This window comes from Geobacter sp. PheSNFMC (assembly GCF_059620965.1).
The window spans coordinates 1-1,562 of sequence record NZ_JCAMRN010000126.1 but is presented as its reverse complement, the minus strand read 5'-3'; the positions used below and the strand labels follow the sequence as shown (position 1 = coordinate 1,562).

Here is a 1,562-nt window from a genome sequence, read left to right as displayed (position 1 = left end):
GAGCTTGCCCGTGCGCTCAAGGAGTGCGTGCTGGCGATCTCGCCCGATCTCTGGGGCGATGATGCCGCCGAGTCTTCCACCGTTGCTGCGGCTGTGGTCGGCCATGCTGACGCCGCTGCCTTCGATGCTGAGCAACCGGTCGGGGAAGAGGCTGCGGAGGGACCCGGCGCTTCGGGGGATGCTGCCCCGGAATTCGAGTTCAACAGTTGGGATGTGCCCGCACTGTTGACAGAGATGCCCGCTCCTGCCGGAGGGACCGGCTCCTCTCCGGGAGGCGGCGTGGCTCCGGTGGAGGAGCCGGCGCCCGTTCCCGTGGCTGCCGCACCCGGCGTTGCCGAAGTCGTGCCCGTTGCCGTGGACGTCAGTGCACCCGCTACGGCTGCCCAGGCCAAACCTGCTCCGGCGGCGGAGCCGGCCCCCATGTACCCACGGCCCGCGCCTTCTGTGGCGGATTTCAGCGCCCTGTCCGCAGCCGCGAAGCAGAAGCCGCGGTCAATGGTTTCTCCCCGTGCGGCAGCCGGGCCCTCGCCCGCCACGGCCGCACGGAGATCCCTCTGGTTGCCCCTGCTCGCGGTTCTGCTGGTGATGGCGACTGCGGCGGCAGCCTATGTCCTGCTTCATCAGGGAAAACCGTCCCAACCCGCGGCCGCTGTTGCGCCGTCCGCTCTTCCGGCCGATGCGCCGGCGTCGACTGCCGGCCCGGCCCCGGCGCGGCCCGCTCCAGCGGCGCAACTCCCCCCGTTCATTCCCGCCGGGGAGCGCGACGAGGCGTTTTCCCGCGCCAATCCCGGCTGGGAACGCTATTTGGGCAAGGGCATGGAGTTCAGGCTCTACCGGGAGTCGGGCGCGGTAAAGGCCGTCCAGGTCATCGCGGCAGGGAGGGAGGGCATTGCCGAGTCCTACGTGGCCACGGTCCTGCGTGAGCTGACGGGCAGCGAGGACCGCACCGGCCCTGTGCGCCGGAACAAGGACGGCTACCTGGTCGAGAGCGCCAGGACCTCGGGCAATGGCGAGATTGTCGTGTATCGGGACAAGGGCGGCACGATTCGGGGCATCGTCCTCTCGCTCTCCTGATGCCAGGGACCGGACCGCGGACGAAACATGATGGTTTCATGACGCGGGATATTCATGTAGTGACGGGAGAAGGAATGTCATCATTGGCACCCAGGTTGTGGGTCGGCACCGTGTTCGCAGCCGTGGCGCTTGCCGGCATGTCAGGGGGGGCACATGCCCTTGACCGCCGGTTCGAGCTCTCGCCCAGCCTGCTTTCCCAGGGGGGCGAGGCACCCGCGGCCCCCCGCAGCGAAGGGCGTTCCGTCCGCAAGAGCGAACGGGCCCCGGCAGGCCTCACCGACTATACGGTCCGTCCGGGCGACCACATCTTCAAGATCCTCATGAGGGAATACGGGCTTTCCAACCGGGAGGCCGAGGCGCTCATCCCCGAGGTCCGCCGGATCAACGGCATCGCCGACATCCGCCGGCTGCGGGTGGGCCAGACCATTCGCCTCCCCCTGGGCGCTGCCGCCGGCAACGACGACCGGGGCCGCAGCCGCCCCATTGCC

Annotated in this window: 2 protein-coding genes; both read left to right on the top strand. The window is 69.3% G+C overall.

The features are described 5' to 3' along the window. The coding region (locus AC6CDK_RS17750) for a hypothetical protein (protein WP_496639955.1) at positions 1-1,074 on the top strand (1,074 nt) is incomplete at its 5' end. A gap of 74 nt (positions 1,075-1,148) precedes the next feature. Beyond that, on the top strand, positions 1,149-1,562 hold a 414-nt coding region (locus AC6CDK_RS17745), incomplete at its 3' end, for a LysM peptidoglycan-binding domain-containing protein (RefSeq protein WP_496639954.1).